The following is a 25526-nucleotide window of genomic DNA, read 5'->3' on the forward strand; positions in this document are numbered from 1 at the left end:
GTGTATAAGGGCCAGGGGGGCGGGCGGCGGCGGGGAGCCGGCGGCGGATGCTGGCCAGCAGCGCCTGGCGTTCCGGCTCGGGCCAGCAGTCGCAGCGGTTGAGCACCAGCAGCAGCGGTTTGCCACTGGCCAGCAAGGGTTCAAGCGCCTCCAGCTCGACGCTGGTGAGATCACCATCCAGCACCAGCAGCACCAGATCAGCGCCGAGGGCCAGACGGGCCGCCAGCCGGGAACGCGCTTCGGCGGCGATCTCGTCGATCCCCGGCGTGTCGACCAGCTCAACGGCGCTCAGCCCCGCGATCGGCTGCTGCCAGGGCCGGCTCGCCTGGCGACGGGTGCAGCCATGGGCCACATCCGTGGCAAAGGCCTCCTCGCCAAGCAGGGCATTGAGCAGGCTCGATTTCCCGACCCCCACCCGGCCGAACACGGCCAGGCGCGGCTGCTTCTGCTCCAGACGCTGCAGTTGCCGGTCCAGCCCTGCCAGCTCCGGTCCAAGCAGGGTGGTTTCGCGGGGGCTGAGCTGCAGCTCTGCCCGCCAGCGGCGCAGCAGCAGCAGGCAGCGCTCAGCGGTGGGCGGGGGCGTCAGCCTCGGGCGATGGGCTGGTGGTGCGGAGCCCCGGCGGGACCCGTGGCTCAGCGAGGGGGAGGTCATGACGGCTGTTCCTGCTCCACGTTGAGGGCGAGGTTGTCCCCACCGGTCTGGGGGCGGCGCCACCAGCCGGCCAGCACCGCCAGCACCGCATCGGCGCCGATCACCCCCACGAAGCCACCGAATTCATCCACCACCACGCGGATGCCGCTGCTGTTCCGCCGGAAGCCGGTGAGCAGCCGATCGGCGCGAATCATCTCCGGCACGTATTCCACCGGCTCGCACAGCTCGGCGGCGGTCATCGCGCCTTCCTGCTGCAACAGGGCACTGAGCAGCCGTTCGCGGTTTGCCACCCCCAGCACCTCATCGACCTCCTCGCCCAGCACCACCCACCAGGAGGCCGGGTTGGACAGCAGGTTGGACCGCAGACTCTCGAGGCTGGCCTGGCCCTGCAGGGTGGGGGCCGCCACCCGCGGCACCATCAGATCCCTGGCGGTGAGGTCATTGAGCTGGAACACCTTGGCGATCATGGCGGCCTCGTCGGCCTCGATCTGCCCTTTCTGGGAGCCGAGCCTGGCCAGCAGTCGGATTTCCTCTTCGTCGGTGTTGAGCTCATTCTCATCGCTGATGCCAGGCAGCAGGCGTTCCAGCACCAGCACCAGGGGCAGCATCAGCTTCAGGAGCAGCGTCAGGCTCTGCGCGCTGGCCAGGGAGACCGGCAGCGCCAGCCGGCTGCCGAGGGCCTTGGGCAGGATCTCGCCCAGCAGGATGACCAGCAGGGTGAGCCCCACCGAGAACAGCGGCAGGGCGACGGGATCGATGTTGTGGCGGCTGAACACCCAGCTGGCGAAGCCGCCCACCATCAGGCTGCCGAAGATGTTGAAGGTGTTGTTGACGATCACCAGCACCGACAGGGTGCGGCCCAGGCGGTTGCGCAGCTGCTCAAGGCGGCGGGCGCTGCCGGATGGCCGAGGACGATGGGCCAGCTCATGCACCCGGATCGGGCTCACGGTGAGCAGGGCGGCCTCGACACCGGAGCACACCGCCGAGCCCAGCAGCATCACCACCACCAACACGCCGAGGACGAGGTAATCGTTCATCCGGCGATGGGCGCGTGGGGGGGGACGGAGGTGGTGGAGAGGTGAGCGATCGCAGGGGCGGCGTCAACAACCGGGAAGCGTGCTGGCCGTTCCGGGCCCAAGGCACGCAACTTGCGCGGTCTCTGTATTAAACCGGCTGTTCCAACTTCTGGCTGTCGAGCCGTTCCGCCGCCCATGGCCAGCCCGCCTCCGATTGACGCCGCGGCCTATGCGGAGCGGCGCGGACGCTTCCTGCACCGCCTCGGTGGCGTGGCGGCGGTGATCCCGGCCTCCTCCCTGGCGACGCACCACGCCGATGTGGAGCATGCCTTCCGCCAGAACAGTGATTTCTGGTATCTCACCGGCTTCGATGAGCCCGGGGCGGTGGCCCTGTTCCTGCCCCATTGCCCCGAGCATCCCTTCGTGCTCTTCGTGGAGCCGAAGGATCCCACCGCTGAAGTCTGGAACGGCTTCCGCTGGGGTTGTGAGGGGGCGGTGGAGCGCTTCGGTGCTGACCGGGCCCATCCGATCGCCGAGCTGCCCCAGCGGCTGGCCGACTACCTCAAGGGTGCCGAGGGCATCGCTTTCCGGGTGGGGCGGCATCCCACGGTGGAGCCGCTGGTGCTGCAGGCCTGGGCCCATCAGCTGGATCGGGCCCCCCGCACCGGCAGCGCCGCCCTGGGGCTGGTCGCCCCCTGTCCGATGCTGCATGAGTTGCGCCTGCGCAAGAGCCCCGAGGAACTGGAGCGGCTGCGGGAAGCGGCGCGGATCTCCGCCGAAGCCCACGAACTGGCTCGCCGGGTGACGCGGCCGGGCCTGCTGGAGCGGCAGGTTCAGGCGGTGATCGAGCAGCACTTCCTCGAACGGGGCGCGCGCGGAGCGGCCTACGGCTCGATCGTCGCCGGCGGCGACAACGCTTGCGTGTTGCACTACACCGCCAATGCCGCCGAGCTGCGGGATGGCGACCTGCTGCTGATCGATGCCGGCTGCAGCCTGGGCGACTACTACAACGGCGACATCACCCGTACCTTTCCGGTGGGCGGCCGCTTCAGCGCCGAGCAACGGGCCCTCTACGAGCTGGTGCTGGCGGCCCAGGAGGCGGCCGTGGCGGTGGTGCGGCCGGAGGCCACCGCCGAACAGGTCCACGACACGGCGGTGCGGGTGCTGGTGGAGGGCCTGCTGGAGCTGGGCCTGCTGCGGGGCTCGGCCGACAGCGTGATCGAGCAGGGCGCCTACCGCCATCTCTACATGCACCGCACCGGCCACTGGCTCGGTCTCGACGTGCACGATGTGGGCGCCTACCGGCTCGGCGAGCATCCAGTGGCGCTCGAGCCCGGCATGGTGCTCACCGTGGAGCCGGGGTTGTACGTGAGCGATCGGTTGCCGGTGCCGGAGGGCCAGCCGGCGATCGAGGAGCGTTGGAAGGGGATCGGCATCCGCATCGAGGATGACGTGGCGGTGACGGAGCAGGGCCACGAGGTCCTCACGGCTGCTGCTCTCAAGGCGCCGGCGGCGATGGAGCGCTGAGCCAGCGCAACAGGGCTTCGGGTTCGAGGGCCCTGGTGCAGGGCAGCACCACATCGGCTCCGGCTTCGATCAGCCGGGCCTCGTAGGCAGCTCGGAGGTCGATGGCTTCCGGGACCTGCAGGTGGGGTGGGGCGACGGCCAGGCTGAGGAAGCGGACAGCAGGGCAGTGCTGCCGAGCCCGCTGCACGGTGAGAACATCCGCCACGGTGTCGCCCAGGTAGGCGATCGGCGGACTCGCCTGATCCAGCGCTGCGCCCGTGAGCTGGCTGGCAAGCAGCAGCAGGCCCGTGGGGTCGGGCTTGTCGGGAGCCTGGCCCATGGCGATCAGCGGGGGCTCGCGCAGCCCCAGCCGTGTCTCCAGCACGTAGCGGCAGGACGGGGGCTCCGCACCGCTCACGAAGCCCCAGGCCACGTTGGCCCTGGTCAGCGCAGCAAAGAAATCAGATTCCACCAGCAGCGGTTCGCTGCCGATGAACCCCTGCCACAGACTGGAATCCCCCTCGGGGTCGCCACCGAAGTAGAAGCCGCCAAACACGTCCACCAGGGCTTCGAAGGCTGGGAGCGGGGTATGACCTGAGCGGCGCAGCAGCTCCAGCGAGGCTTCCCAGTCGTTGTTCCAGCAGCCTTCACTTTTGAGGGTGTCGATGGCACCGGGCTCAGGGCGCTGGCCGCTGAACTGGTGCACCGTTTCCACGATGGCGCGCCGATAACTGCCGCCGACATCCCGGATCACACCGTCGATGTCGAAGAGCAGAACGGCACGGGGGGACATCAGGCGGTGCCGATCAGGCGATCGCATCCTGCTCGAACTGGGCGACGGCGGCTTCGGTGGCTTCACTGGCGAACAGCCCTGCGGCGATGGCTGGGCCCATGGTGAAGGTGGTCATCCCTGCCTCCGCCAGGCGGGTCAGATCGCTGGCCTGGCGGAGGCTGGCCACCAGGAGCCTCACGCCAGAGCCCACGCCATCGAGGCAGCGCTGCATGGTGATCAGCTCGGCGTGACCATCGCGTCCCAGGTCACTGATGCGGCCGAGGTAGGGGGCGATGTAACGGGCTCCCAGGGCGGCGGCGATCAACACCTGGGCCGGCTCGTAACAGGCGGTGAACGTGACGGGGATGGCCTGGCTGATCAGCTGTTTCGCTGCCGCAGCACCGGTGGCGGTCACCGGTACTTTCACGACGATCTGGTCTGGTGCAATGGCATGCAGGGCAGTGCCACGGCGCACCAGGTCGGCGGTGCTGCTGCCCCAGGCCTGCAGATGCAGTTCCTGGGGCAGCAGCTCCAGGGCGCGGCGGCTGAGCTGGCGCAGATGGTCCAGATCGCAGGGCTGGCCGGCCTTTTTCAGCAGACTGGGATTGGTGGTGATCCCAAAGAACAGCCCGCTGGGCAGCCAAGCCTCCCAGTCGCTGGGGTCGGCGGAATCGAGGAACAGGCGCAGCGTCATGGGCGGGATCGAGCCGGTCGCGCCTTGGCGACTGGTAGGTTAATTGTTTGACCTTGTTCCTTGAGCGCCGAAACCATGACGGCCACTGAGACCGCCAGCGCCGAGAGCGCCAGCGCCGGTGCTGAAAGCTCCAGTGCCGCTGCCGTGACGGAGGCCCCCGCAGAAGTGGCCGCCGCTGCGGATGCCCCTGCCGCCGACACCGCCACCCAGGGCCGTCCGGTGATGCGCGGTGGCAGCGCCGCCCTGGCCACGGCCACCATCGATGAAGATGGCGTTCCTTCCGGCTATACCCCCAAGGCCGATGAGGGTCGCTTCCTGCTCAAGATCCTCTGGCTGTCGGACAACGTCGCCCTGGCGGTGGATCAGATCGTGGGTGGTGGCCCCAGCCCACTCACCGCCTATTTCTTCTGGCCCCGGGAAGATGCCTGGGAAACCCTGAAATCCGAGCTGGAAGCCAAGAGCTGGATCACGGATAACGAGCGGGTGGAGATCCTCAACAAGGCCACCGAAGTGATCAACTACTGGCAGGAGGAGGGCAAGGGCAAGAGCCTCGAGGAGGCCAAGCTCAAGTTCCCCGATGTCACCTTCTGCGGGACCGCCTGATCCTTCCGCTGGAGTTTCCTTGGGCATTGACGATGTCCCTCATCCCGCGATGGAAACCTGGCAGGGTTCCATCACGGGATTTTTTCGGGACCTTGCTACATCGGGCTGGCATCAGCTTTGGATACAGGGTTCTGAATTCAGAGATCTTGATTCAGAGCTTTGGAATCACCGGCGCGCCTGCAGCACCCGAACGAAGGCACTGTTCGTGATCAGGGCCGGCGAGGTGGCGATGTCCACCGTGAAGCTGCGTGTCTCGCTCTGGCTGGTGCCATCCGGGTAGACGAAGGTCACCACCCCATCGAGGGTGAGGCTGCTGCCATTGCTGCCGGTGGTCTGCAGATCCGACACGGTCACCTGTTGGAACTGCTCGAAGAAGGCGGCGTCGAACTGGTCGGCTGCCGCGCCGGCAAACCACTGACGGGCCTGCTCGAAATCTTTGCGGCTGAGGCTCTCGTAGAGGCTGCGGATGCTCTCCATGGCCTGCTCCGCCGTGGCGGCCTCAGGAGTGGGTTCAGGTTCGGGCAGCTCTGGCACCTGGGGGGGCTCAGGCTGGCTTACAGATGCGGGGGTAGGGGGTGCCACCGGTTGGCGCACCACCGGCGCGCTCGGTTGCAGGGCGCTCTGCTGCGCCGACTGGTGCATCCACAGCACCACGGCCACCAGTGCCACGCTGAGGCTGCCGGTGAGAAAGGCCAGGAAGGCCACGAGGCCCCGGCTGCCGCCTGATGCCCTCTGTGCCTCCACCGCATAGACATCCTCGGCGGCTGGTGCCGCACGCGGCATCTGTGGCACCACGGGCGGTTGAACGGCTGAGACCTCTACGGGCACCGCTGCTACCGCCACTGGCACAGCAGCGGTTTGCCGGGGCACGCCTGGATGGGGTGCCGCCTCTGAGCCTGAAGGGGTCATCGGCCCTGGCAGGGCCAGCAGGCCCAGGACCACCCCCTCCATGCGGGCACAGATCGTGACGGCGAACACCTCGCGCAGTTCCGCCATCAGCCGGGCCGCCAGGCGCGGATCCGCCAGGGGCCTGGCCTGGCTCGCACCGCTGTGGAAGGCGGCGGACAACACCAGATGGCGCAGTGCCGGCAGCAGGGCGGTCTGCTCACTGCCGCAGAGGTCACCCACCAGCCCCTGCAGACGACGGCCCTCGATCGGCAGGTTCTGGGAACGAAGCTGCAGCACCCGCTCCCGCAGGGCGGCCCCGAGCTGGTAGTCGTTCATGGCAGGCGGATCAGCGGGATGGGGATGGGGTGGGCATGGTCTGCTGCCATTGCTCCTGCAAGGCGGACTGCAACGCTGCACAGGCTCCCAGAGCCTGAAGGGCTGATCCGCGCACCATCGTGCGCTGCGCCGGATCGAAGCTGGCCGCGATCAGGGCTCCGAGGGGATCGCTGGTGCTGGTTGCGTTGAGCAGATCTGGAGCGATTGTGCCCCGCCCCAGCCCCTCGAACTGGGCGCGGCGGTTGCGCAGGGTGCCTCGGATCGATGCCGGTGAACCCTGGCAGAGTGTCTGGACCAACTGACGGACTGGCTCAGGTGGCAGGGACTCAGGGGAAGAAGGCTCCATTTTCAGGGGCGTGGCAGGCCTTGGTGGGGACCGCTGCCCCAGCAGCCCCAAGGAGCTCAACAGAGCCAGCGCTCCTGCCAGACCCAGACTGAGACCCAGCAGGAGGCGTGAAGTGGATGGTCGCCCCTTGCCGGCGACGGCAGAGGAACCAACATCAGGAGCATCGGCGGTTTCGTTGGCTGGCTGAGAAGCTTTTGGCTGAACCGTTGTTGGTTTCGCCGTTGCGGTTGCCGCGGGTGTTGGCTCAGCGGTTGCTTGCTCCGCCCTCCGTTGCACAGGCTTTGTTCGCTCAGGATTGACCGGTTCAGCCGCGAGCGACCCCTCAGGCTCGAACCAGGTCATGGCCACGCTCACATCGTCGCCGCTGCCCTCGCGGCTGATGCGATCCAGCAGGCTGGGAAGCTCAGTGGACTCCTGGCTTGCCTCTGGAGCGTCTGCCGGTGCGGCCGCTTGATCCAACGCATGGGCCGGAGCCGTCGATCCGGCTTGGACTGCGCTCACCAGGAACGCAGCAAGTGCCAGGAAGTCAGGATCCGTGGCGCAGGACTTGCGCAGTCCATCGGTGCTGAGCAGCAGGGCGAAGCGCGCCTGGGGGCTGTCGAGCCGGTGCAGCCCGGAGCGCGACGCAAACAGCGAGGCGGCGTCGGGCAGGCAGAGGCTGCCGGTGGCTTCCCCCGGTGCGGCTGGGTCGTTCGCTTCCTCATCCAGCAGCACGGCCACGCCCTCGGCCTCCACCCGCACCAGGTCCCAGTCGCCCAGTCCGGTGTGGCCCCACCAGTGCGGTGTCAGCACCACCAGCCCCAGGGTGGTGCCATAGGCCAGCCAGTCTTGCGCCGCTGCGCTTTCCAGTGCGGGGACGCCCTCCTGTCCCGCTGGGTTGTCTGGCTCCGGCCGCCTGGCCCGGTCGGCCTCCACCGCTTCTCGCCAGGTGGAGAGAATGGCCAGCGGCAACGCCTGTTGCAGCCACCGTCGCCACTGCTCCATCGGCTGGCCAGCGGCAGTGTCGGCCAGACGGCTGGTCTCCAGCGTGGCGGCCACGGCCGTCAGGGCGGCTGTGCAGGCGAGGCGGCTGCCGATGTCGCTGCGGTGGTACCGGGCGCCACCGTGGCCATCGGCCACGGCCATCACCTTCACGGGCAGGCCATCGAGGCTGCGCAGTTCGACGGCCGCGCTCCAGTCCTGGCAGACCTGGCCGCGGCGTTGGTGGGCTGCTCCGGGGCGGCTGCAGATCCTGGCCGGCTGCCAGGGGCTCACCACACCAGGGGACCGACATCGTCGGTGGGATCGAGCACGGTCGGAGGCAGATCCGGCAGGGGGATGGGGCCCGGGGCTGCGGTCTTTGCCGACGGCACCATGCGGCTGGCGGGCATGGAGGCGGCGTTCACCACGGCCGTGGAGGCCCACTGGATGTACTGGGCCAGGGAGGTGGCGTTGCCGGCCTGCAGCGGGCGTCGCGCTGATCGGCCGCTGCCGCCGGGATCCTGGCCGATGAACTGCTGCAGCACCTCCAGATCGGCGTCGTGGCCGAGGGCAATCGCCAGCCGCACCGCCTTCTGGGCCCAGGGCTGGCGGAACAACGCGCGCAGGCCGCGATCGAAATCATCGGTGGGTTGGCCGTCGGAAATCAGCACCAGCACCGGCGGCAGAGCCCGCTCCTCCATCGGCGGCGTCTGCAGGGCGGCCGCCACCAGTTCCAGGGCCTCGCCCATGGCGGTCACGCCGCCGGCCTCAAGGTCGATCCAGCTGAGCTGCTCCACCGGCGTGGGCTCGGCGATGTGCCAGTGGGCCTGGTCGGCGAAGCGCACCGCCCGCACCAGCAGCCGGGCTTCCGGGTTCTGCCGGGACACCTCGGCCATGCCCGGCAGCGACTGGCGGATCGCCTGGTTGAGCGCCTGCATCTTGCCCTGGGCTGCCATCGAACCGGAGCAGTCGCACAGGTAGAGGAAGTGGAGCGGTCGGTTGGCGAGGCGAACGTTGGGGAAGGGCATGGGGCACCACGGGCCAGGGGTCAGCGCAGCACCGTGATCGCCCCGGCCGGCGTGGTGAGCCGTCGCACGGGCGCGAGATTACAGGTTTTTTGGGGTTGCAACGGCACCACGGCGCCGTTGAGCAGCTCCACGCTCCAGGGTTCTGTCGAGAGGTTGCGCAGTCCCACGATTGAGGGATCGCCGGGGTGGGCCTCCACCCGTGCCAGGGGGGTGAGCAGGCTCTCGGGTACGAGGGCATCGAAGTGATGGGGATGCAGCTCGTTGTCCGGTGCGGCGATCACCTCCCCATGGGCCAGCTGCAGCCGCAGGACCGGCTGCAGCGGCGAGCCGCAGCTCCAGCAGGTTCTGGCACTCTGATCGTCGGGGAAGACCTCCTGGCCGCAGGCCCGGCACAGCTGCCGCTGGTCCAGGGTGATCGACAGGGCCCGGCGCCACTGGCCCGTCAGGGCCCGCTGGCTGGGCTGGCGCAGGCCGCGGCAGAAGGTCTGCTCGAACAGGTCCTTGAGCCGCTCCGGGTAGATCGGCCAGGTGATCAGGGCGGCGGTGTGCTCGATCGGATCGGGTCGGTTGGACGGATCGGCCGGATCAAAGATGAACAGGGGGTCTTCGCCGTAGAGGCGGCGGCGGGCGGGTTCATCGAGGCAGCGAATCGCGAGCTCCCGTTGTCCCCTCAGCGGATCGTGGCGGGTGAGCAGCCTGAAGATCAGCACCGCCAGCGAGAACAGATCGCTGTCGGCGCCGGGGCGGGCCTGGCCCAGCAGCACCTCGGGAGCCATGAACCCGGGCGTACCCAGCACGCTGCCAGGGTCACGCCCGTCCACATCGACGTTGTCGTTGTCGCAGATCAGGATGCGGCCGCTGCCGGGTTGGAGGAACAGGTTGCCCAGGGAGATGTCCTTGTAACAGAGGCCGCGCAGGTGCAGGGCATGGAAGGCGTCAGCCAGGAAGAAGCAGGCCCGCAGCACAGAGCGCAGGCTGATCTCGATGCGGCCCGCGACGTGCTCATGGGCGCCCACGTAGTCCGCCGGTCTCAGGTCCATCAGATACCCGAAACCGGTGTCGCGGCAGCGGATCTGAGCACGGCTGGCGGCGCTGGGGTGCAGCAGGGCGATCGGCCAGAGGAAATCCTGATTGGGGGCCGTGGCGCGAATGCTGTCGCTGAGGCGGCGGGCCAACTGGGGATCACGGGCCAGGCACGCCGGCAGATACCACTTCAGGGCCAGAGCTTCGCCATCCACCTCCACCGCGAACACCTGGCCCTGGGTGCCGCCCCCCAGGGCGCGCCGGATTTGGATCGGGCTGCTGAGTTCCTCCATCTGCAGGGTCTCGCCCAACGGCAGGATCCAGGTCATGGCTCCACCGTCTGGCCCAGGGCCCGGCGAATGCCATTGCGGTGTGAGAGGGCCGTGATCCGGTTGGAGAAGCTGCGCCGGTAGGCCAGCCCGTCGCGCAGCACCACCACCAGAACGTGCTGCTTGCGCGAGCCCAGCAGCACTGCGCCGGCCAGGGCTGCCACCTGCAGGGGCCAGAACACCAGGGGAAAGGGCAGCAGCAGCAGACCGCCGAGGCAGACGAGCACCCACCAGCTGAAGATGTGGGGGTGGAGGGCCAGGCTGCGCAGCTCGGCTGAGCGGATCCGATCGAGGCTGATCCGTTCCCCACCGATGTCGATCTCTGCAGGGGCGGATCCCGCAGCTTGCGCTGCCACGGCGGGCTGCGGCGCCGGCCTTGCTGCACGGGCCTTTCCGGAAGTGGATTTCGAAGCAGTGGTCTTCGAAGCAGTGGTCTTCGAAGCAGTGGTCGTCGCAGCAGTGGCCTGCGAACCCGTTGCGCTCGAAGCGCTGCTCTGCTGAGCAGTGGCGGACTCCCACTGAAACAAGAACACCGGTCCGTTGCGGCCCAGCTGGATCCGATCGCCGTCCTGCAGGGGGTGGGGGGCTGTGATCCGCTGGCGGCCCACGTAGGTGCCGTTGGCGCTGCCCAGATCCGCGATCACCCAGCCCGTGTTGTCGCTGGAGCTGCGGATCTCCGCATGCCGACGCGACAGCCCAGCCGCGTTCGGCAGGCAGAGCTGATTGGCCGGGTCACGGCCGATGCTCAGGGGCCGGCCGGAATCGAGTGGCACGCTGCTGCCCGGATCGTTCTGCTGCACCAGCCGAGCGTGGGGTGGTGCGGGGGCTGGGTTGGTCATGGGCCGCGGCGGCGCTGCCACCAGAGCTGCCAGTCTTCGCGCAGGTCTGCCCACCAGCCCCCGTCCCCCTCGCGGTAGGGCACGACGCGGCCCGGGAACAACAGGGCCTTGCTGGCCAGCGCCAGGGCCAGGAGCACCAGGGTCAGCAGCACCCAGCCGGGGATCGCCCCGAGCCAGGTCGCCGCAAAGCTGGCGCGCAGGGCATAGAGCCCGATCGTGAGGGCCAGCCACAGCCGGAAGGGCTCCCAGGGATCCCGCTGGCGCTCCACCCGTTTCCCGCCATCGCTGTCCGTAGCCTATGGGGCCGTCGCCGTGGACTGCCCTGCCCGTGCCGTCGTCCGACCCCGGCGCCCAAGTCGTTGGCCGCACCGCCGCAGCACACAGCCGCCGCCGTCGCTGGCGGGCCCTCTGGATTGCCTGCAGCCGCGGCCCATTGGCCCAGCGCCCCGGGGCCCTCGGCTCCGCCTGGCGACACCTGGTGGCCCGACAGGCCCGCGCCGAACTGTGGCAAGGCGATCGGTTGGTGCTGGCCCGTTCCCTCAAGCCAGGCCAGCGGCTGCGCATCGGTCGCGATCCGGCCTGCGAGCTGCCGGTCGCCGATCCCAGCCTCAGCCGGGTACACGCCATCCTCGAGCAGAAGCGGCTGGGCGATCGCGACTTCTGCCTCGAAGACTTCAACTCCGCCAACGGCCTGTTCCACCGCGACCGCCGCATCCGTGCCATCCGCCTGCGCCACGGTGATGTGGTGCAGCTGGGATCGCCGCTGAAGGGGGAAGCGCCGCGGCTGCTGTATCGCCATCCCCGCAGTGCCCTCGAGCAGGTGGTCCACCTGGCTGGCCTGGCGGCCTTGCTGGGCTCGGGGCTGCTGGTGGGCGGGCTGCTGGCTGCGGCCTCGGTGGGGGGCGGCTCCCGGATCCGCGCCATTGCCGGACCGGTGAAGATCTTTGCGGCCAGCGGTGAGCAGGTCGATGCCCGTGAGGGCTCGGCCACGGCCCTGCCCTCCCTGCAGGACTATCCCCTGCATCTGCGCCAGGCCCTTGTGGCCTCGGAGGAATCGCGGTTCGGCTGGAACAGTGGCCTCGACCTGTTCGGCACCCTGCGCTCCGTCCTGCTCGGCAGCGGTGGTGGCAGCGGCCTCACCCAGCAGGTGGCGCGTCTCTACTACCCCTCCGTGGGCACGGAGGTGAGCCTGGCCCGCAAGCTGCGGGAATTATGGGTGGCGCTGCAGCTGGAGGTGGGCTACAGCAAGAACCGGATCCTGAAGATGTATCTGGACCGGGCCCATCTCGGCCTGGGCACCGATGGGTTCGAGCAGGCTTCTCAGCTGTATTTCCGTCAGTCGGCCCGCGATCTGGATGTGGGCCAGGCCGCGTTTCTGGTGGGTCTGCTGCCTAGCCCCAATGGCTACAGCCCCTGCAACCGCGACGACCCCACCGCCGGTCGGGAGCGGCGCAACCTCGTGCTGAAACTGATGCACGAGCAGGGCTTTCTCTCCGATCAGGGGCTGATCGATGCCGAGCGCCGTCCACTCAACATTGATCCCTCCGCCTGCCGCGCGTCCACCTTCACCAGCTATCCATTCTTCAGCGATTACGTGCTAGGTGAGCTGGAGGGCACCCGCTTCGGTCTCAACCTCTCCGAACAGGAGAGTGGCGGCAACTACAGCGTGGTGAGCACGATTGATCCCAGGCTGCAGGCCCTGGCGCAGCAACAGTTGCAGCGCTTCCTGGAGGGTCCGGCGGCCCGGGCAGGCCTCACCCAGGGAGCACTGATTTCCCTGAATTTCGAGAGTGGTGACATCCTCGCCTACGTGGGCGGCGGCGATTACAGCCGCTCCAGCTTTGATCGGGTTCAGGCGTTGCGCCAGCCCGGCTCGGCCTTCAAGCTGTTCACCTTTCTGGCGGCCCTGGCCCGTGGGGTCAGCCCGGACGACCGCATCTCCTGCGCGCCGCTGTCCTATGTGGCCGGCTGCCGCCACGGGGCAGGCTCAGCCGATGGCACCACCAGCGTGGCCGATGGCTTCGCCGCTTCCGAGAATGTGGTGGCCCTGCGCCTGGCCCAGCGGGCCGGCCTGCGCCAGGTGGTGGACCAGGCCCGCCGGCTGGGGATCAGCACCCCCCTCGACCTCGACTTCAACACCATCCTGGGCGGACGTGAAACCCTGCTCTATGAGCTGGCCCGGGCCTATGCGGTGGTGGCGAATGGTGGCCAATCGGTGCCGATGCACGGCGTCAGCCGCATCTATGACCTGGGCATCTGCCAGTCGATCTACAGCCTTGCCACCTGCCCGGAGCGGGGGGTGACGGTGCCGGTGGGGGAGACATCCCGTCAGTTGATCCCGCCGGAGCATGCGCAACAGATGGATGCCCTGCTGGCCGCGGTGGTGCAGCGCGGCACCGGCAAGGCGGCCGCTCTGGTGGCCGATGCCCGCGGCAAGACCGGCACCACCAACAACGGCGTTGATGTGCTGTTTGTCGGCTATTCACCGTCGCTGAAAATTCTCACCGCCATCTGGATGGGCAACGACGACAACAAACCCGCCGAAGCCGCCAGTGGGGCCCTGGTGGCGGAGTTGTGGGGGCGCTACATGGCTGCTGCTGCTGACGTCAGCCGGCTGGGCGGGTCTGCTGCAGCACCTGCAGCCACTGGCCAAGCCGGCTGATCAGCGCCCAGGCGAGGCCGAGCTGCAGTCCCCACCACCACTGGCTGCTGAGCAGGCGGTCGATCGGACGGCTGCTGTCCTGGGGGCTGCGCCGGGGCAGCAGCCAGCTGAGTTGCAGGGTTCCGTACACCACCAGCAGCACCCAGGCGGGAATCGCCAGGGGGCCGAAGGGATAGCTCAGCGATCGCCAGTGCAACAGGCTGGCGCCACTGCCCAGGCCGATCAGAGCGCTGACGGCCCCCGAAGCTCCATCCCAGCGCCCTTCGCTGGTGCGGCGTTGCGCCAGCAGCAGGGCCAGGGCTGCGGTGGCCAGGCTGGTGAGGCAGTAGCGCAGCACCACCTCCGGCAGGGGCAAAGGGGATGGCCCCAGCAGGATCAGCAGCAGCACCAGGTTGAGCAGCGCCTCCCCATTGGCATGGTGAATCCAGGGGGCGCAGATCCAGCGCCACGCCTGGTGGGGATCGGTGGCATCGGCCTGTTCCAGGGGCCACTGACGCCGGACCACCTTGAGGGGACCGAGGGCCAGGGCCTGAAGCAGTGCCAGCAGCACCACCAGCACCACTCCGCCGCTCCAGCCCCAGGGTTCAAACACCCAGCGCTGTAACTCCCCGGCCGACCAGCGCCACACCAGGGCGGCGGTGGCCGCCAGGGCGACTCCAGGACCCAGGAGATGAAGCTGGTGAGCGAGACCTGCCGCTCCTGCTGCAATCTCCACAGCAGCAGGAGCGGGGCCGGAAGCATTGACAAGGCACGGTCCATCACTGGACGGTCCAGTGATCAAGGCCCGATCGGGGATGGACTCAGCGAGCGCTGACAGGCTGATGGATTGACCGGTGGCAGCCTGAAGGAGCGCCAGCAGCTCAACGAGAACCTTGGGGGCGTAGGTCGATTCGAGCTGATGGACCAGGCTCTGCAGGGCCGAGTGCCGGGTGCCCCCATCCCGTTGGCGAAGCACCTGGCGGAGCAGCGGCTGGGAGGCCAGATCGCGGATCGGCCCTTTGAGCCATTCCTCCGCGCCCAGTCCATCGATCAGGCGGTTGGCCAGAGCTGTGGGGTGCTCGAGGTCGAGCAGTCCAGCCTCATTCCATGCCCTCAGCTGCTGGCCCAGCTCTTCACCCTTCCCCATGCCCTCGAACCCTGCGGGGCGAGCTTAGGAGGGTGATGGGGAGGGCCAAACCAGCCTTGGGTTTTCAGCTGGCTTTGCTGGCCTGCAGCCGCGCCCTGGCCCGGGCCAGGCTCTGTTGAGCCTTCAGCTTTTCGGGGCTGGGCTGCTGGCCTTCGAACACCGCGGCAGCCTGCTGAGCGGCCTCGAAGGCCGTTTCGGCGGCGGCGGTGTTGATGCTGCTGCCGAGTTCGGCGGCGTTGACCAGCACCGTGACTTCATCGGCTTCCACCTCGGCGAAGCCACCCATCAGGGCGATGGTGCTCCAGCCATTGGCGTCACGCAGACGCATCACGCCGGTATCCAGGGCCGCCAGCATGGTGACATGCCCGGGAAGGATACCCACCTGACCGGTGGTGCTGGGCAGGATCACCTCGTCGGCGCTGCCGTCGAAAACGCTCTGGTCTGGTGCCAGAACGCGGAGAGTGAGACTCATGGATCGGGGACCTCAGGGAAACGAGCGGTGGATGGACGCGCTCAGCCCTTGGCTTCGGCGGAGATCTTGGCGGCCTTGGCTTTGACCTCGTCGATGTTGCCCACCAGATAGAAGGCGGCTTCGGGGAGATCGTCGAGTTCGCCAGCCAGGATCATGTTGAAGCCCTTGATGGTTTCTTCGAGCTTCACGTATTTGCCGGGCATGCCGGTGAACACTTCCGCCACGAAGAAGGGCTGGGAGAGGAACTTCTCGATCTTGCGGGCCCGGTCCACCGTGCGGCGATCGTCTTCCGAAAGTTCATCGAGACCCAGGATCGCGATGATGTCCTGCAGTTCCTTGTAGCGCTGCAGGGTGCTCTGCACGGCGCGGGCGGTGCGGTAGTGCTCGTCTCCCACCACGGCAGGCTGGAGCATGGTGCTGGTGGAATCGAGCGGATCCACGGCGGGGTAGATGCCCTTCGAGGCCAGGCCGCGGCTCAGCACGGTGGTGGCATCCAGGTGGGCAAAGGTGGTGGCAGGGGCGGGATCGGTGAGGTCATCCGCCGGCACGTAGACGGCCTGGATCGAGGTGATCGATCCTTCCAGCGTGGAGGTGATGCGCTCCTGCAGCTCACCCACGTCGGTGCCGAGGGTGGGCTGGTAACCCACAGCCGAAGGCATCCGGCCCAGCAGGGCGCTCACCTCGGAGCCGGCCTGCACGAAGCGGAAGATGTTGTCGACGAACAGCAGCACGTCCTGCTTGTTCACATCGCGGAAGTGCTCGGCCATGGTGAGAGCCGACAGGCCCACCCGCATACGGGCGCCCGGGGGCTCGTTCATCTGGCCGTAGCAGAGGGCCACCTTCGACTTGGAGAGGTCGTCGGCGTTGATCACGCCCGACTCCTTGAATTCCTCGTAGAGGTCGTTGCCTTCGCGGGTGCGCTCACCCACGCCGCCGAACACGGACACACCACCGTGCTCCTTGGCGATGTTGTTGATCAGCTCCTGGATCAGCACGGTCTTGCCCACGCCGGCGCCGCCGAACAGGCCCACCTTGCCGCCTTGGCGATAGGGCGCCAGGAGGTCAATCACCTTGATGCCGGTTTCGAACACCTTGGGCTTGGTCTCCAGCTCGGTGAGCTTGGGAGCTTCCCGGTGGATCGGCGCAGTCATGGTGGTGCTGACCGGGCCCTGCTCGTCGACGGGCTCACCCAGCACGTTGAAGATGCGGCCCAGGGTGGCTTCGCCCACGGGGACGGAGATCGGGGCACCGGTGTCGAGCGCTTCCATGCCGCGCACCAGGCCATCGGTGCTGCTCATGGCCACGGCACGCACGCGGTGGTCACCCAGCAGCTGCTGCACTTCGGCGGTGAGGGCGACCTGCTGACCAGCGGAGTTGGTTGCCTCAATGCGCAGAGCATTGAAGATCCTGGGCAGCTTGCCGGCCGGGAACTCCACATCAAGCACGGGACCGATCACCTGCCGGACAATGCCTTTGGTGCCGGAGGCGGCGGGAGCAGCAGCAGCCATAAGTAAGGAAAAATCGCGGTTTCGCGCAGCGGGGCATCAGCCCGTCTTGAGCGGCGCAACCTTACCACCGCAGCTCACCCGACCCTGGGAGTTCGGTCAACCGCACAGGCCTGGGGCTGGCTTGTTGCCCACTGGCTCGCATACGTTGGCAGTCAACGGGGCCGAGTGCCAACTCTCCCGTTGTTCAGTGGCGTCTCAGGCGCCATGCCGTTGCTATCGCATCAATTCATGGCTGCTGTTTCCCTCAGCGTCTCCACGGTCAAACCGCTCGGAGATCGCATCTTCATCAAGGTCTCCGAGTCGGAGGAAAAGACTGCCGGAGGCATCCTGCTTCCCGATACCGCCAAGGAAAAGCCCCAGGTGGGTGAGGTGGTCCAGGTCGGCCCCGGCAAGCGCAACGATGACGGCACCCGCCAGACTCCCGAGGTGAGCGTGGGTGACCAGGTCCTCTACAGCAAGTACGCCGGCACCGATATCAAGCTGGGCAGCGACGAGTTCGTGCTGCTCTCCGAGAAGGACATTCTGGCCATCGTCAACTGAACGGTACCAGTTCCCGCATTTTCCACACCCGCAAGGACAACGCCTTCCATGGCCAAGCGCATCATCTATAACGAGAACGCCCGCAGGGCCCTCGAAAAAGGCATCGATATCCTGGCTGAGGCCGTCGCCGTCACCCTGGGTCCCAAGGGCCGCAATGTGGTGCTCGAGAAGAAATTCGGCGCTCCTCAGATCATCAACGATGGCGTCACCATCGCCAAGGAGATCGAGCTCGAAGACCACATCGAGAACACCGGTGTCGCCCTGATCCGTCAGGCCGCCTCCAAGACCAACGACGCTGCCGGTGACGGCACCACCACCGCCACCGTCCTGGCCCACGCCATGGTCAAGGCGGGTCTGCGCAATGTGGCCGCCGGCGCCAACGCCATCACCCTGAAGAAGGGCATCGACAAGGCTTCTGACTTCCTCGTCAAGAAGATCGAGGAGCACGCCAAGCCGATCTCCGATTCCAACGCCATCGCCCAGGTGGGCACCATCTCCGCCGGCAACGACGAAGAGGTGGGCCAGATGATCGCTGACGCGATGGACAAGGTCGGCAAGGAAGGCGTGATCTCCCTCGAAGAAGGGAAATCGATGACCACCGAGCTGGAGGTCACCGAGGGCATGCGCTTCGACAAGGGCTACATCTCGCCCTACTTCGCCACCGACACCGAGCGGATGGAAGCGGTGCTCGAGGAGCCCTACATCCTGCTCACCGACAAGAAGATCGGCCTGGTGCAGGACCTGGTGCCCGTGCTCGAGCAGATCGCCCGCACCGGCAAGCCCCTGCTGATCATCGCCGAGGACATCGAGAAGGAAGCCCTCGCCACTCTGGTGGTGAACCGTCTCCGTGGCGTGCTGAACGTGGCCGCTGTGAAGGCTCCTGGCTTCGGTGATCGCCGTAAGGCCATGCTCGAGGACATCGCCGTCCTCACCAACGGTCAGCTGATCACCGAGGACGCCGGCCTCAAGCTGGAGAACACCAAGCTGGAGATGCTGGGCACCGCCCGCCGCATCACCATCAACAAGGACACCACCACCATCGTGGCCGAAGGCAACGAGGTGGCCGTGAAGGCCCGCTGCGAGCAGATCCGCAAGCAGATGGACGAAACCGACTCCTCCTACGACAAGGAGAAGCTGCAGGAGCGTCTGGCCAAGCTGAGCGGCGGTGTGGCCGTGGTCAAGGTGGGTGCCGCCACCGAGACCGAGATGAAGGACAAGAAGCTGCGCCTCGAAGACGCCATCAACGCCACCAAGGCGGCTGTTGAGGAAGGCATCGTTCCTGGTGGTGGCACCACCCTGGCCCACCTGGCCCCGGCCCTCGAGGAGTGGGCGGCCGCCAACCTCTCCGGCGAGGAGCTGATCGGGGCCACGATCGTGGCTTCCGCCCTCACCGCGCCTCTCAAGCGCATCGCTGAAAACGCCGGCGTCAACGGCGCTGTCGTGGCTGAGCATGTCAAGGGCATGCCCTTCAACGAGGGCTACAACGCAGCCAGTGGCGAATATGTCGACATGCTGGCTGCCGGCATCGTCGATCCCGCCAAGGTGACCCGCTCCGGTCTGCAGAATGCCGCTTCGATCGCCGGCATGGTGCTCACCACCGAGTGCATCGTGGCTGATCTGCCCGAGAAGAAGGAAGCAGCTCCCGCTGGTGGCGGTGGCATGGGCGGCGACTTCGATTATTGATCGCCTTCTGGTTTCCGGCCCGCCTGGTTGGCTGGCCGGTTTCTGCCCCCGCTTCGGCGGGGGCTTTTTTGTGGCAGGTCGCTGTCTGCTCTGTGGAGTGGTTGCTCTATTCAGAGGCTGTGTTCTCAGCGGGTGAGCAGATAGCGCAGCGCACTGAGACCAAGAATCAGGCCGATGCCGCTGTTCCAGATCAGCGACTGCCGTCGTCTGAGCCAGCCCAGCGGACGGGGCAGATTGCCGGGGTGGGATTCCAGCAGGAGCGTGGCGGTGACCAGCAGCACCACCGGCAACACCAGTGCGATCAGCAGTTCGATGGCCATCGATCACGCTTCAGCATGGGACCCCTCTCACGCTTCAGGGTTGCTCCCCTACTGCCGCATCGCTTCGGTGGTGGTGTCGGAACTGCCCTGATGACCACGGGGGTGCTTCTCACAGGCCATGGCGGAGCCGGCTCCCACCAGGGTGGCCAGCAGCGCAGCTGTGAACAGGCGGATCATGGGCCCAGGACGGTCAACCCGATCACGCTAGATCGATTCAGCGGTTCAGGCTGGCTGAAAGACCAAGGCGACGCCGTTATTGCAATACCGCTTGCCCGTGGGCCGGGGGCCATCATCAAACACATGACCCTGATGCCCACCGCAGCGCCTGCAGTGGTACTCGGTGCGGGGGATGATCAGCTTGAAATCGATCTTGGTGGCGATTCCGTTCGGCAGCGGTTCCCAGAAGCTGGGCCAACCTGTGCCACTGTCGTACTTGGTGGAGGAGCTGAACAGGGGTAGCCGGCAGCCGGCACAGAGGAACGTGCCCTTGCGCTTTTCATTGTTGAGTGGACTGCTGAAGGGGCGCTCGGTTCCTTCCCGCCGCAACACCTCGTAGGCCGCGGGACTGAGCCGCTTTTTCCATGCGGCTTCGCTCAGTTGCCAGGCAGGATCACCGGCTTTCGAGGCCGCCAAGGCTGGACGCGCCCCCACAAGGGCGGTGAGGCTGACGCCGAAGGAGGCCAGCAGCCCGCGGCGGCTCATCAGCCCAGCCATCCGGCGCTCAGGAGGACGGCCAGGCCGAGAAAAAGGGCGAGAAGAGTCCAGGTGATGCGGTTCAGCGTGGCTTCGGCGCTGCGGGCGCTGGTGAACATGGACCCGCCGCTGGAGGCCAGTCCGCCCATGCCATCGCCCTTGGGGCTGTGCAACAACACGCTGATGATCAGCAGCACACCACTGCCGATCCAGATCCAGGAAATCGTTGAAGTGATCATCAACCCAGATTAGGACCTGCTCAGACGCCGATCGCCTGGGGAATGCGCTGGGACGTGGCAGCAGTCTCAACGGGCATGATCAGGGATGTGCCCGTCATGCTGGCGGGTTTGGACAGCTCAAGAATGTCCAGCAGGGTGGGGGCGATGTCCGCCAGCCCACCGCCTTCACGCAGGTGGATATCAGTACCGTGGCCAGGCAGTTTGCGCTCTTCACCTTCCACGAGGATCACGGGCACGGGATTGGTGGTGTGGGCTGTCCAGGGACGACCATCCGGACCTTCCATCAGTTCAGCGTTGCCGTGATCGGCGGTGACCAGCAGGGTCCCACCCATGCGGTTGGTGGCTTCCATCAGGCGCCCCACGCAGGTGTCGACCATGGAGATGGCCTCGGTGGTGGCTTCCATTCGGCCTGTATGCCCGACCATGTCGGGGTTGGCGTAGTTGATCACGACAAAGGAATAGATGCCCTTGTTGATTGCCGCGATGCAGCTGTCAGTCAGTTGCTCTGCTGACATGGTGGGTGCTTGGTCGTAGGTGGGGACCCGTGGCGAAGGCACAAGGTGACGGTCTTCTCCCGGGAAGGCCTTCTCGATGCCACCATTCATGAAGTAGGTGACATGGGGATATTTTTCCGTTTCTGCGGTGCGGAACTGCCGTAGGCCAGCCTCTGAAATCACTTGACCCAGAAGGCCTTCGAGTGATTCAGGCGGAAAGGCCACGGCCACAGGAAGGCCCTGTTCGTATTGGGTGAAGGTGACCACATCCAGCGGTTCAATCCGCTGGCGCGGGAAGTTGTCGAATTCGGGCAGCACCAGGGCGCGGATCAGCTGGCGGGCGCGGTCGGGGCGGAAGTTGAAACAGACCAGACCGTCGCCGGCCTTGACCAGTCCTGAACTGATTCGGGTGGGTTCGATGAACTCGTCGGTGATGTCTTCGGCGTAGCAAGCCTCCACCACCTCTTCAGGCGTCAGTCCGCAAGAAGACTCTGTTTCGGTGAGCAGCCGGTAGGCCTTTTCGGTGCGCTCCCAGCGGTTGTCGCGATCCATGGCCCAGTAACGGCCGCAGATGGTGGCGATCCGGCCGACTCCGGCTTCGGCGATCTGAGCCTCAATGCGCTGCAGGAAGGTGATGGCGCTGGTCGGGGCCGTGTCGCGACCGTCGGTGATCACGTGCAGGCAGATGTCCTGGAGTCCGCGTTGCGACGCCCAGCGCAGCAGGCCGGCAATGTGGTCGACATGGCTATGGACTCCGCCGTCTGAACAGAGGCCGATCAGATGGAGGGTGCCGCCGCTGGCCAGGAGGCGGTCGCCCAGGGCATTGAGGGAGGCATTGGTGGCAATCGATCCGTCTCGCACGGCCTGGCCGATCCGCACCAGTTCCTGGCGGATGATCCGACCGCAACCAATGGTGAGGTGGCCCACCTCGGAATTCCCCATCTGCCCGTCGGGCAGACCGACGGCGCCGCCGCTGGCTTCAATCAACGTGTGGGGATAGGCATGCCAAAGGGCATCCATCACCGGGGTGGAGGCGGCTCGGATCGCGTTGTGATCGGTCTCGTGCCGATAGCCCCATCCATCCAGAATGGCTAAGACAACGGGAGCGATAGAACCTCGACCAGGCAGGGTGGCGATGGCGTCGTGTCCTCCGGAACGCTGAGAAGCGGGAGGTGAGGAGTTCTTAGGGGAATCAACTGTTTTCACCCGAACATCCGCAATCGTCGACACATCTCTGACCAACCCCAACCTACTCCGCTTCTGCGAGCACGCATCAACTGGCGATCGGCTTCGTCAGGCTTTGGCGACACCCCCTGCCTTAGCGTGAGCCATCAGACGTCTGAGCATGGAACCCCTGCCTGCAGAGGCCATTGCCGCGACCCAGGCTGATCAGGCCGGCGGCCGCCGGGAACTGCTCTCCTCCCAGGACCTGGGCCGCACGATCGATCGTCTCGCCTCCCAGGTGCTGGAGCGCACCGATGACAGCCGGGCCCTGCTTCTGCTCGGCATTCCCACCCGTGGCGTGGCCCTGGCCCGTGTCCTGGCGGAACGGCTTGAGCAGCGCTGCGGCCATCCGATCGATCAGGGCAGCCTCGATCCCACGTTTCACCGCGATGATCTCGATCGGGTCGGCACGCGACTGGTGGAAGCCACCCAGCTGCCCGCCGGTGGCCTGGAGGATCGAGATGTGGTGCTGGTGGACGATGTGATCTTCACCGGCCGCACCGTGCGCGCGGCCCTGGAAGCCCTGCAGGCCTGGGGCCGACCGCGGCGGGTGAGCCTGCTGGTCATGGTGGATCGGGGCCACCGGGAACTGCCGATTCAACCGGATTTCTGCGGCCGGCTGGTGCCGACCCGCCGATTGGAAAGCATCCAGCTCTGCCTCCGTGCGATCGATGGTCACGAGGGGGTTTACCTGCTGGCGCCTGACGCCTGAAGGCAGAGACCTCAGGCCGGCGAGAGTTCGTCGCTGCGGAAGTGGGCGCGGAACTTGCCGAAGGCCACGATCACCGGCAGGGTCGGGCTGATCGGCCGGCCTTTCCAGTCGTTCAGCACGCTGACCACTTCCCCCTGCTGTCCCTTCAGATCGAAGGCTTGCCCCCGGTGCTGGGGATGGTGGAACACCACCACGCTGCTGCTGACGCTGACCGGATCGCCTGGCTGCATGGGCTCTGGACCTTACGGCCCATCGGGAGAACAACTTCGGCCGCCCATCCTGTCATGCAGCCCTGGTGGGATTCCCTGCAGATGCGGCAGTGATTCAGCGCTGACAGGCGGATTCCGGACCCGCTTCGACAATCTGGCCCCCCAGTTCCTGGCAGGCCTGCTCGAAGGCATTCCACTCATCCACCCCGGCGGCGATCCGCTTCTGCACCAGGGCATCGAGCTTGTCGGTGGGCACCGTGTGGGGGAGATCTCCGTGGCTGTCGTGCTCCTTGTCGGCACCAGCCAGGTTTTTCACACCCGCGTCGACCTCCTCGCGAACGGCTTTGCTTTCCTGCTTCCACCAGGGATGGTCGATGCGGTTGAGGGCATCGAGGGCCTCCCACCAGCGCTGCCGTTCGGCCAGCTGGCGTGCCCGTTCCAGCTGCAGACGGTTGCGGTTCCATTGCTCGCGCAGGCTGTCCCCCAGGGCGGTGCCGTTCTCGCGACGTTCTTCGCCCATGGCGGCCAGTACCGTCAGGGCTCCTTCCAGATCGCCATCCCGGAACAGGGTGAGGGCGCGGCGGCGGAGCTCCTCCTGCCAGGTCTGCAGCTCCTTGCGATCGGCGGGGCCGCCAGCGGCGGAGTTGACGAGCTGCAGCTGCAGGGCCAGGGCCTCGGACCAGTTGTCCTGCTCCCAGAGCTGGCGAGCCTTGAGCCGACGGCACTGGCCCTGCTCCAGGGGGGCCCGGCCGGCCATCCACTGCAGGGCTGAGAGCTGCTCGCTGTACCGCAGGCAGGCATCGAGGTCGCCGCGCTGAGAGGCATCTGCCAGCCGTTTTGGCAGCTCGCCTTCCCACCAACGGGCCACCCCCACGGCGGTGGCCACCAGCCCGAGGGTGATCGCCAGCCAGACACGCGGCAGCCGGTGGCGGCGGATGGCCAAGTACAGACCAAGAACTGGAACCTTTCTATGGACCTGAGGGCCGCCTCAACGCCTGGAGGGGGCAGCCCCGATGTCGTCCACCTGGGTTGGGCCTCCCTCAGCGCACGATTCCGAGGCTGCGCGGCTCCACTGGCGCCTGGCTGCGAAGATCCGTTCCTTCGAGCTGCAGTTGACCCGCCGCATCGATCCACAGGCGCAGCCGCAGACGGTCTTCGCCCCGCTCGCCGGGGGGATCAAGCGACAGGGGGCTGGGTTGCTGGGGCCAGGGGCGAACGGTCGCGGCCCCGGCCTGCCGGGGCCGCAGCACCGGCAGGCCGTCTCGGAAGACCACCTCGGAACGTTGCTGCGGCTGGGGTTCCCCCAGCACCAGCTCCAGGCAGGACTGCCCGTCACGGCTGCAGGCCAGCACCAGCTCCAGGGGCTCGCTGGTGGGCCAGGCCTGGCCCGGCACGAACAGTGGATGCCAGTGATGTCGATTGCTGCGCCGGTCCCAGCAGCGCAGGCTCACACCCTGGGCGAGAACATCGCGGATCTGCACCCCCGGCGTGAGGGCGAGGGCCCCCAGCACCACCGCTTCCACGGGGCGTTCATCGCGCAGGGGAATGGCGCCGCAATGCTCGTGCAGCCAGCGGCGTATTCGGGGTATGCGGCTGCTGCCGCCCACCGGCAGCACGGCGGCAATGCCGTTCCCAAGGCCCCCCTGGAGGCTGTCGCCGCCGCCGCCCTCCCGCCGGGCCGCCGCCAGCACCTGCTCGAGCAGGTCGTCCAGTTGCAGCAGCAGGCCCCGCTCCTCGAGCAGCTGATCAAGCTGTTGCCGGCTCAGGCGCAGGGGCTGGGGGGGGGCCTGCGGAGGACACCAGATCTCGAGGGCCTCCTCGGCTTCGCTGAGCCGGCATTTGAGGCGCTCGGCCACTGCCAGCAGGCTGCTGTCGCTGGCGCCGCCGGGATGGAGCAGATCGGCGATCCAGCGATCGATGTCCCGGCCCCCCAGGGCCAGTCCCGCCTTGCCGATCACCCGGGCGCAGCGCAGGGCCTGACGCCCATCCTCGAGGCTGCGGCCCGCAAAGCGCAGCAGCTGGGCGATCGGTGCGGCTCGCCCTTCCCCCCCCTCCAGCGCCACCAGCGAGAGATCGATGGTGCCGCCGCCGAGGTCCACCACCAGCACGCGGCTGCCGGGGCTCAGGCCACAGCCGATCGCCGCAGCCGTGGGCTCGTCCACCAGGGCCACCTCCTCCACCGCCAGGTTGGTGCTGATCTCCTGCAGCCAGCGCCGGTAGCCGCGGTAGCTCTCGATCGGGGCGGTGAGCACCAGCCGGCGTGGCTCGATCCCGGCCGGCAGGGCTGCCCAGAGGGCCTGCAGCAGGCGCTCACCCGCCTGCTCCGGGCTGAGCAGCATTGCTGCGTTCTCCTGGGATGGCACAGTGTCGCCGGAGCCGATCAGGCGCTTGAAGTCGTGGCAGAGGCTGGGGCTGGAATCGGCGGCCAGGCCCGCCTCCAGCACCTGGCGGCCGATCAGGGGACGGGGACTGTCGGCGGCCGCGAGCCAGAGCAGGCTCGGCACCACGACGGGATCACCGCAGGCGTAGGGAGCGAGCTCGAGAAGCGTTGGCGGGCCGTGATCGGGCTGCCAGGCCACCACGGTGGTGCTGCTGCCCAGGTCGATCGCAAGGGTGCCGGTCATGCGGCCAGGATGGCGCGGCGAGACGCTC

The 25526-nt window shown here is 67.4% G+C and carries 27 protein-coding genes; 6 read left to right on the forward strand and 21 right to left on the reverse strand.

Annotated elements, in window-relative coordinates:
* A partial coding sequence (locus VB716_RS14570; RefSeq protein ID WP_323270874.1) for an Era-like GTP-binding protein occupies positions 1-586 on the reverse strand: 586 nt, incomplete at its 3' end.
* Positions 587-648: 62 nt separating this feature from the next.
* Positions 649-1689, reverse strand: a complete 1041-nt coding sequence (locus VB716_RS14575; RefSeq protein WP_197170591.1) for a CNNM domain-containing protein — start codon at positions 1687-1689, stop codon at positions 649-651.
* A gap of 174 nt (positions 1690-1863) precedes the next feature.
* On the opposite strand from VB716_RS14575, the gene VB716_RS14580 reads away from it, so the two are divergent.
* Positions 1864-3195 carry an aminopeptidase P N-terminal domain-containing protein gene (locus tag VB716_RS14580; protein ID WP_322758424.1) on the forward strand — a complete coding sequence of 444 codons (1332 nt, stop codon included), beginning with the start codon at positions 1864-1866 and terminating at the stop codon, positions 3193-3195.
* On the opposite strand, the gene VB716_RS14585 is transcribed toward VB716_RS14580, so the two are convergent.
* Together VB716_RS14585 and VB716_RS14590 are read right to left on the reverse strand one after the other, a co-directional pair.
* Positions 3167-3967, reverse strand: a complete 801-nt coding sequence (locus VB716_RS14585) for a TIGR01548 family HAD-type hydrolase (RefSeq protein ID WP_197156811.1) — start codon at positions 3965-3967, stop codon at positions 3167-3169. The two genes, VB716_RS14580 and VB716_RS14585, sit on opposite strands and share 29 nt — an antisense overlap.
* A gap of 13 nt (positions 3968-3980) precedes the next feature.
* Complete coding sequence (locus VB716_RS14590; RefSeq protein WP_197156809.1) at positions 3981-4640, reverse strand: transaldolase family protein; 660 nt, start codon at positions 4638-4640, stop codon at positions 3981-3983.
* 60 nt (positions 4641-4700) lie between these two features.
* On the opposite strand from VB716_RS14590, the gene VB716_RS14595 reads away from it, so the two are divergent.
* Positions 4701-5243 (forward strand): 30S ribosomal protein PSRP-3, encoded by a 543-nt coding sequence (locus tag VB716_RS14595; protein WP_370594661.1) that lies wholly within the window; start codon positions 4701-4703, stop codon positions 5241-5243.
* Between the two features lie 165 nt (positions 5244-5408).
* On the opposite strand, the gene VB716_RS14600 is transcribed toward VB716_RS14595, so the two are convergent.
* The 6 genes from VB716_RS14600 to VB716_RS14625 are packed head-to-tail and all read right to left on the reverse strand — an operon-like array spanning position 5409 to position 11261.
* On the reverse strand, positions 5409-6467 hold the full coding sequence (locus VB716_RS14600; RefSeq protein WP_323270863.1) for a hypothetical protein: 1059 nt from the start codon (positions 6465-6467) through the stop codon (positions 5409-5411).
* Between the two features lie 10 nt (positions 6468-6477).
* Positions 6478-8067 carry a protein phosphatase 2C domain-containing protein gene (locus VB716_RS14605; RefSeq protein ID WP_323270865.1) on the reverse strand — a complete coding sequence of 530 codons (1590 nt, stop codon included), beginning with the start codon at positions 8065-8067 and terminating at the stop codon, positions 6478-6480.
* Positions 8064-8801 carry a vWA domain-containing protein gene (locus VB716_RS14610; RefSeq protein ID WP_323270866.1) on the reverse strand — a complete coding sequence of 246 codons (738 nt, stop codon included), beginning with the start codon at positions 8799-8801 and terminating at the stop codon, positions 8064-8066. Before VB716_RS14610 ends, VB716_RS14605 begins: the two co-directional genes overlap by 4 nt.
* Positions 8802-8821: 20 nt before the next feature.
* Complete coding sequence (locus VB716_RS14615) at positions 8822-10153, reverse strand: protein kinase domain-containing protein (RefSeq protein ID WP_323270867.1); 1332 nt, start codon at positions 10151-10153, stop codon at positions 8822-8824.
* Complete coding sequence (locus VB716_RS14620) at positions 10150-10992, reverse strand: FHA domain-containing protein (RefSeq protein ID WP_322758428.1); 843 nt, start codon at positions 10990-10992, stop codon at positions 10150-10152. The genes VB716_RS14615 and VB716_RS14620 overlap by 4 nt, the downstream gene beginning before the upstream one ends.
* A complete protein-coding gene (locus tag VB716_RS14625; RefSeq protein WP_197156796.1) occupies positions 10989-11261 on the reverse strand; it encodes a hypothetical protein in 273 nt (90 codons plus the stop codon). Before VB716_RS14625 ends, VB716_RS14620 begins: the two co-directional genes overlap by 4 nt.
* 59 nt (positions 11262-11320) lie before the next feature.
* On the opposite strand from VB716_RS14625, the gene VB716_RS14630 reads away from it, so the two are divergent.
* Complete coding sequence (locus VB716_RS14630) at positions 11321-13654, forward strand: transglycosylase domain-containing protein (RefSeq protein WP_231598004.1); 2334 nt, start codon at positions 11321-11323, stop codon at positions 13652-13654.
* Here VB716_RS14630 and VB716_RS14635 read toward each other — a convergent pair.
* The 3 genes from VB716_RS14635 to atpD form a co-directional block, all read right to left on the reverse strand.
* Positions 13599-14780 carry a rhomboid family intramembrane serine protease gene (locus VB716_RS14635; RefSeq protein ID WP_197156794.1) on the reverse strand — a complete coding sequence of 394 codons (1182 nt, stop codon included), beginning with the start codon at positions 14778-14780 and terminating at the stop codon, positions 13599-13601. The genes VB716_RS14630 and VB716_RS14635 overlap by 56 nt on opposite strands.
* Positions 14781-14844: 64 nt before the next feature.
* Entirely contained in the window at positions 14845-15252 is a 408-nt protein-coding gene (gene atpC, locus VB716_RS14640) for an ATP synthase F1 subunit epsilon (RefSeq protein ID WP_197156793.1), read from the reverse strand.
* A 41-nt stretch (positions 15253-15293) separates the two neighbouring features.
* A complete protein-coding gene (gene atpD / locus VB716_RS14645) occupies positions 15294-16760 on the reverse strand; it encodes a F0F1 ATP synthase subunit beta (protein ID WP_197156792.1) in 1467 nt (488 codons plus the stop codon).
* Between the two features lie 228 nt (positions 16761-16988).
* On the opposite strand from atpD, the gene groES reads away from it, so the two are divergent.
* Entirely contained in the window at positions 16989-17300 is a 312-nt protein-coding gene (gene groES / locus VB716_RS14650) for a co-chaperone GroES (protein WP_197156791.1), read from the forward strand.
* A gap of 48 nt (positions 17301-17348) precedes the next feature.
* On the forward strand, positions 17349-18983 hold the full coding sequence (groL, locus tag VB716_RS14655) for a chaperonin GroEL (RefSeq protein ID WP_197156790.1): 1635 nt from the start codon (positions 17349-17351) through the stop codon (positions 18981-18983).
* A gap of 125 nt (positions 18984-19108) precedes the next feature.
* Here groL and VB716_RS14660 read toward each other — a convergent pair whose 3' ends face one another.
* The 5 genes from VB716_RS14660 to gpmI are packed head-to-tail and all read right to left on the reverse strand — an operon-like array spanning position 19109 to position 21839.
* Positions 19109-19303, reverse strand: coding sequence for a hypothetical protein (locus VB716_RS14660; protein WP_197156789.1), 195 nt, complete (start codon positions 19301-19303; stop codon positions 19109-19111).
* 48 nt (positions 19304-19351) lie between these two features.
* Positions 19352-19480 (reverse strand): hypothetical protein, encoded by a 129-nt coding sequence (locus VB716_RS14665; protein ID WP_255518219.1) that lies wholly within the window; start codon positions 19478-19480, stop codon positions 19352-19354.
* Between the two features lie 45 nt (positions 19481-19525).
* A complete protein-coding gene (gene msrB, locus VB716_RS14670; RefSeq protein WP_197156788.1) occupies positions 19526-20005 on the reverse strand; it encodes a peptide-methionine (R)-S-oxide reductase MsrB in 480 nt (159 codons plus the stop codon).
* Positions 20005-20235: a preprotein translocase subunit SecG gene (secG, locus tag VB716_RS14675; RefSeq protein WP_197156786.1), complete on the reverse strand. Its 231-nt coding sequence runs from the start codon at positions 20233-20235 to the stop codon at positions 20005-20007. Before secG ends, msrB begins: the two co-directional genes overlap by 1 nt.
* Before the next feature lie 20 nt (positions 20236-20255).
* On the reverse strand, positions 20256-21839 hold the full coding sequence (gene gpmI / locus VB716_RS14680) for a 2,3-bisphosphoglycerate-independent phosphoglycerate mutase (RefSeq protein WP_323270876.1): 1584 nt from the start codon (positions 21837-21839) through the stop codon (positions 20256-20258).
* 235 nt (positions 21840-22074) lie between these two features.
* On the opposite strand from gpmI, the gene pyrR reads away from it, so the two are divergent.
* Positions 22075-22665 (forward strand): bifunctional pyr operon transcriptional regulator/uracil phosphoribosyltransferase PyrR, encoded by a 591-nt coding sequence (pyrR, locus tag VB716_RS14685; RefSeq protein WP_197156784.1) that lies wholly within the window; start codon positions 22075-22077, stop codon positions 22663-22665.
* Positions 22666-22676: 11 nt separating this feature from the next.
* Here the strand turns inward: pyrR and VB716_RS14690 are convergent, their stop codons facing one another.
* The 3 genes from VB716_RS14690 to VB716_RS14700 all read right to left on the reverse strand — a co-directional run bounded on the left by VB716_RS14690 (position 22677) and on the right by VB716_RS14700 (position 25498).
* Positions 22677-22895, reverse strand: coding sequence for a ferredoxin-thioredoxin reductase variable chain (locus VB716_RS14690; protein WP_197156782.1), 219 nt, complete (start codon positions 22893-22895; stop codon positions 22677-22679).
* A 94-nt stretch (positions 22896-22989) separates the two neighbouring features.
* Positions 22990-23817, reverse strand: a complete 828-nt coding sequence (locus VB716_RS14695) for a hypothetical protein (RefSeq protein ID WP_322758429.1) — start codon at positions 23815-23817, stop codon at positions 22990-22992.
* A gap of 97 nt (positions 23818-23914) precedes the next feature.
* Positions 23915-25498 carry an Hsp70 family protein gene (locus tag VB716_RS14700; RefSeq protein WP_323270868.1) on the reverse strand — a complete coding sequence of 528 codons (1584 nt, stop codon included), beginning with the start codon at positions 25496-25498 and terminating at the stop codon, positions 23915-23917.
* Positions 25499-25526 lie beyond the last annotated feature (28 nt).

Source organism: Synechococcus sp. CCY9201 (genome assembly GCF_034931105.1).
Classification (GTDB): domain Bacteria; phylum Cyanobacteriota; class Cyanobacteriia; order PCC-6307; family Cyanobiaceae; genus CBW1002.